At 65.0% G+C, this 5,108-nt stretch carries 4 protein-coding genes; all 4 read left to right on the plus strand.

All coding sequences use genetic code 11. From position 1 onward, the window contains the following. Positions 1 to 142 precede the first annotated feature (142 nt). The 4 genes from AC1RWI_RS37660 (at position 143) to AC1RWI_RS37675 (ending at position 5,005) form a co-directional block, all read left to right on the plus strand. Positions 143 to 2,038: an ABCB family ABC transporter ATP-binding protein/permease gene (locus tag AC1RWI_RS37660; RefSeq protein WP_492870845.1), complete on the plus strand. Its 1,896-nt coding sequence runs from the start codon at positions 143 to 145 to the stop codon at positions 2,036 to 2,038. Positions 2,039 to 2,346: 308 nt separating this feature from the next. Further along, entirely contained in the window at positions 2,347 to 3,357 is a 1,011-nt protein-coding gene (locus AC1RWI_RS37665) for an ABC transporter substrate-binding protein (RefSeq protein ID WP_492870848.1), read from the plus strand. Then, positions 3,354 to 4,217, plus strand: a complete 864-nt coding sequence (locus AC1RWI_RS37670; protein ID WP_492870846.1) for an ABC transporter ATP-binding protein — start codon at positions 3,354 to 3,356, stop codon at positions 4,215 to 4,217. The genes AC1RWI_RS37665 and AC1RWI_RS37670 overlap by 4 nt, the downstream gene beginning before the upstream one ends. Positions 4,218 to 4,219: 2 nt before the next feature. Then, positions 4,220 to 5,005 (plus strand): ABC transporter permease, encoded by a 786-nt coding sequence (locus tag AC1RWI_RS37675; protein WP_492870847.1) that lies wholly within the window; start codon positions 4,220 to 4,222, stop codon positions 5,003 to 5,005. The last annotated feature ends 103 nt before the right edge of the window (positions 5,006 to 5,108 follow it).

Here is a 5,108-nt window from a genome sequence, read left to right on the forward strand (position 1 = left end):
GGGTAGGGCGGGCTGCGGCGGAGTGATCTTGCCGCCGCGCGGCCCGGGCGTCGCGGCGCTGCCGTGACGCGCGCTTGCGGTGTGGCGCCGGCTAATTATGTCGATCTCTGCCACAATCGCATATTCGCCCGAATTCTAACGTATGCGACGCTACTCTACGTCGGCCGAGCCGTCCCCCGCCCAGCCTTCTTCCCTCTTCGGCAAATCCAACGTTCCCCGCAGCGATTGGCAGACCGTGCGCAACCTGTTGCCCTATGTCTGGCACTACAAGTGGCGAGTGATCCTGGCGCTGGTGTGCCTGGTGGCGGCCAAGGTGGCCAATCTGGGCGTGCCGGTCCTGATGAAGAAGCTGGTGGACAACATGAATGTTCCCGCCGGCAGCGCGAGCGCGCTGCTGGTGGTGCCGGTGGGGCTGATCGTCGCCTACGGGATACTGCGCTTGTCTGGCACGCTGTTTACCGAGTTGCGCGAGATCCTGTTCTCCAAGGTCACGCAGAGCGCGGTGCGCGAGATCGCGCTGCAGGTGTTCCGCCACCTGCACGCGCTGTCTCTGCGCTTTCACCTGGACCGCCAGACCGGCGGCATGAGCCGCGACATCGAGCGCGGCACGCGCGGCATCCAGTCGCTGATCTCCTACTCGCTCTACAGCATCCTGCCGACCCTGGTCGAGATGGGGCTGGTGATGGGCTTCTTCATCCTGCACTACGATATCTGGTTCGCTGCCATCACGGGCTGCGCGCTGGTGAGCTATATCGTGTTCACCATCGTGGTGACCGAGTGGCGCACGCACTTCCGGCGCAGGATGAACGAGCTGGATTCGCGCGCCAACCAGAAGGCGATCGATTCCCTGCTCAACTTCGAGACCGTCAAGTACTTCGGCAACGAGGAGTACGAGGCCGGCCGCTATGACGAGAACCTGCGCAAGTACCGCACTGCGGCGATCCGCTCGCAAAATTCGCTGTCGTTCCTCAACTTCGGCCAGCAGGCCATCATCGCCACCGGCCTGATCCTGATCTTGTGGCGCGCCACCGTGGGTGTGGCAGCGGGCAAGCTCACGCTGGGCGACCTGGTGCTGGTCAACACGCTGATGATCCAGCTGTACATTCCGCTGAACTTCCTCGGCGTGATCTACCGCGAGATCAAGCAGGCCACCACCGACATGGACCGCATGTTCGTGCTGCTGGGCACCAACCGCGAAGTCGCTGACGCGCCGGACGCCGCGGCCTTGCGCGTGCAGGGCGCGGCGGTGCGTTTCAATCATGTCGGCTTTGGCTACGAGAGCAACCGCGTGATCCTGGACGAGGTGGACTTCGCCATCGCCGCCGGTACCACTACCGCGGTGGTGGGCCACAGCGGCTCGGGCAAGTCCACGCTGGCGCGGCTGCTGTTCCGCTTCTATGACGTGAGCAGCGGCGGCATCGAGATCGACGGCCAGGATATCCGCTCGATCACCCAGGACAGCCTGCGCCGCGCCATCGGCATCGTGCCGCAGGACACCGTGCTGTTCAACGACAGCATCTACTACAACATCGCCTACGGCCGCCCTGACGCCAGCCGCGACGAAGTCATCGAGGCCGCGCGCGCGGCCCAGATCGACGGCTTTATCCGCGATCTGCCGCAGGGTTACGACACGCCGGTGGGCGAGCGCGGCCTCAAGCTGTCGGGCGGGGAGAAGCAGCGTGTGGCCATCGCCCGCACGCTGCTCAAGAACCCGCCCATCCTGGTCTTCGACGAAGCCACTTCGGCGCTCGACTCGCGCACCGAGCAGGCCATTCAGGCCGAACTGATGCGGCTGGCGCAGAACCGCACCACGCTGCTGATCGCGCACCGGCTTTCTACCGTGGTGCATGCTGACCAGATCCTGGTGATGGACCACGGACGCATCATCGAGCGCGGCACCCATGCCGATCTGATGCGGCTCGATGGCCGCTACGCCGAGATGTGGCGCATCCAGGCGCGCAGCGCGGCACAGAGCGAGGCGCCCGTGGAGGATGCCGCGCTGGCCATCGAAGCTGGCGACGCAACCCAGGACGCCTGACACGGCAATCGCCGGGGCCGCACTGGATTGTCAACAATCCAGTGCGGCAAATCGTCCCGAAACATCCGGTTGCACGAATTTGGTTCGACAATAGGTGGCGTATCAGCCCCATCGTGGTGCGTGTTTGCATGGCACGCGCCTTGCGGACGAACTCTCCAGGAAGACGACTAACTGGAGAGAGTTCAATGCCGCTATTCCGTGCCGCCACCCCGTTCGAGGCCACTGCCGCTCACGCCGGCACCGAGCCCGCCCATGCCGCGTCCGGCGCTGCCGCATCCACCGCGCGCCGCCGCTGGCTGCAGCTTGGCATGGCGCTGGGCACCGCCCTGGTGCTGTCGACACAATTTGCCGGCGAGGCGCACGCCCAGACCAAGGTCCGCTTCCAGCTCGACTGGCGCTTCGAAGGCCCGTCGGCGCTGTTCCTGCTGGGCGAGCAGAAGGGCTACTACAAGGCCGAGAAGCTTGACGTGTCGATCGACGCCGGCAATGGATCGGGCAACGTGGTCAACCGCGTGGCTTCCGGCACCTACGACATGGGCTTTGCCGACCTGGCTTCGGTGATGGAGTTCTACGGCAACAACCCGGATGCCAAGAACAAGCCGGTGGCCGTGATGATGGTCTACAACAACACCCCGGCCGCCGTGCTCGCGCTGAAGAAGTCCGGCATCAAGACCCCGCACGACCTGGCCGGCAAGAAGCTCGGCGCACCGGTATTCGACGCCGGCCGCCGCGCCTTCCCGATCTTCGCCAAGGCCAACGGCCTGCAGGCATCGAGCTTCAACTGGCAGGCGATGGACCCGACCCTGCGCGAGACCATGCTCACGCGCGGCGACCTCGACGCCATCACGGGCTTCTCGTTCACCTCCATCCTCAACCTGAATGCGCGGGGGGTGAAGGACGAGGACATCGTGGTGCTGCCTTACCCGCAATACGGCGTGAAGCTGTACGGCAACGCCGTGATCGCCTCGGAAGATTTCCTCAAGAAGAACCCGGAGGCGGTCAAGGCCTTCCTGCGCGCTTTCGCCAAATCGGCCAAGGACGTGATCGCCAAGCCGGAAGAGGGCATCAAGGCGGTCAAGGCGCGCGACGGCATCATCGATGAGAAGCTCGAGACCAAGCGCCTGAAGATGGCGCTGGACAGCGTGGTCAAGTCGCCCGACGCGCGCGCCGAGGGCTTTGGCCGCATCAACAAGCCGCGCCTGTCGCTGATGGCTTCGCAAGTGGCTGACGCCTTCGGCACCAAGGGCCGCATCAACCCCGACAACCTGTGGACCGATGCCTACCTGCCGTCCGCCGCCGAACTGGATGTGCTGCGATGACGGTGGGCACCACCTCCCTGCGCACAGGGGCCGCGCTCGCTCCTGAGCTGCCGCGCGAGCCGGCGGCGCAACCCTTCGTCGAGTTCAACCGGGTCTGGCTCGCCTATAACGACGAGCTTGCCCGCCAGGGCGAGTTCGCCATCGAGGACATCTCGCTGCAGGTCGAGCCGGGTGAGTTCATCGCCATCGTCGGGCCTTCCGGCTGCGGCAAGTCCACCTTCATGAAGCTGGCGACCGGGCTCAAGCCGGCCACGCGCGGCGTGGTCAAGATCGCCGGCGAGAAGGTCGCCGGCCCGCTCAAGATGGTTGGCATGGCCTTCCAGGCGCCGACGCTGTTGCCCTGGCGCACCACGTTGCAGAACGTCATGCTGCCGCTGGAGATCGTCGAGCCCTACCGCTCCACGCTGCGCCAGAAGCGGGAGGCGTACACGGCGCGCGCACGCGAGCTGCTGCGCACCGTGGGCCTGGCCGGCTACGAGGACAAGTACCCGTGGCAGCTCTCCGGCGGCATGCAGCAGCGTGCCTCGATCTGCCGCGCGCTGATCCACGAGCCGCGCATGCTGCTGCTCGACGAGCCCTTCGGCGCGCTCGACGCCTTTACCCGCGAGGAGCTGTGGTGCGTGCTGCGCGACCTGTGGCAGGCCCAGCGCTTCAACGTGATCCTGGTCACCCACGACTTGCGCGAGGCCGTGTTCCTGGCCGACACCGTCTACGTGATGAGCCAGCGCCCGGGGCGCATCCTCACGCGCAAGGAGATCGACCTGCCGCGTCCGCGCGACCTCGACCTGACCTATACCGAACCCTTTGCCGACCTCGTGCATTCGCTGCGCGAGAAGATCGGCCACGTACGGCAGCACTGACCATGAGCACTTTTTCTTCCTCGATGAGCGCGGCTCAGCAACGCCGCGTGCAGCGCGTGGCGCCATGGCTGTTGCTGGGCACGTTCCTGCTGCTGTGGCAGGGTGCGTGCCTTGTGTTCAATGTGTCGGACTTCATCCTTCCCAGCCCCAGCGCGATTGTCACGTCGCTGTTCGAATACTGGGATGTGATTGCCGGCCACGCCTGGCGTACCTTCTGGACCACCATGGTCGGCTTTGGCCTTGCCATCATCGTGGGCGTGGTGCTGGGTTTGCTGATGGGCTCGTCCAAGCTGGCGTACGCTGCCGCGTATCCGCTGATGACGGCGTTCAATGCGTTGCCAAAGGCGGCCTTCGTGCCGATCCTGGTGGTGTGGTTCGGCCTGGGCGCCGGCCCGGCGATCCTGACCGCCTTCCTGATCTCGTTCTTCCCGATCATGGTCAATATCGCTACGGGGCTGGCTACGCTGGAGCCGGAACTGGAGGATGTACTGCGCGTACTTGGTGCAAAGCGCACCGATGTGCTGCTCAAGGTCGGGCTGCCGCGGTCGATGCCTTACTTCTTTGCTTCGCTCAAGGTGGCGATCACGCTGGCTTTCGTCGGCACTACCGTGTCCGAGATGAGTGCTGCCAATGAAGGCATCGGCTATCTGCTGGTGTCGGCCGGGTCGGCGATGAAGATGCCGCTGGCGTTTGCCGGGCTGGTGGTGATCGCCGTGATGGCGATGGTGATGTATGAGTTTTTTGCGGTGGTGGAAAAGCGGATGACGGGGTGGGCGCATCGGGGGTGAATTGAGGGCCGGTGGAGATCGTTTTGGGGGCCTGTCAGTTCTTTTGTGTGGAGGGCAGGTAATGGCTCATCGGCAATTGGACCGGTGAGCCGACATTATCTCA

This window comes from Cupriavidus sp. MPR-AND1C, from assembly GCF_058809705.1.

What these genes read in the sequence shown, in the direction of transcription:
- AC1RWI_RS37665 (WP_492870848.1), top strand. Translation starts at nt 2,347, where the DNA reads ATGGCGCTGGGCACCGCCCTGGTGCTGTCGACACAATTTGCCGGCGAG.
- AC1RWI_RS37660 (WP_492870845.1), top strand. Translation starts at nt 143, where the DNA reads ATGCGACGCTACTCTACGTCGGCCGAGCCGTCCCCCGCCCAGCCTTCT.
- AC1RWI_RS37670 (WP_492870846.1), top strand. Translation starts at nt 3,354, where the DNA reads ATGACGGTGGGCACCACCTCCCTGCGCACAGGGGCCGCGCTCGCTCCT.
- AC1RWI_RS37675 (WP_492870847.1), top strand. Translation starts at nt 4,220, where the DNA reads ATGAGCACTTTTTCTTCCTCGATGAGCGCGGCTCAGCAACGCCGCGTG.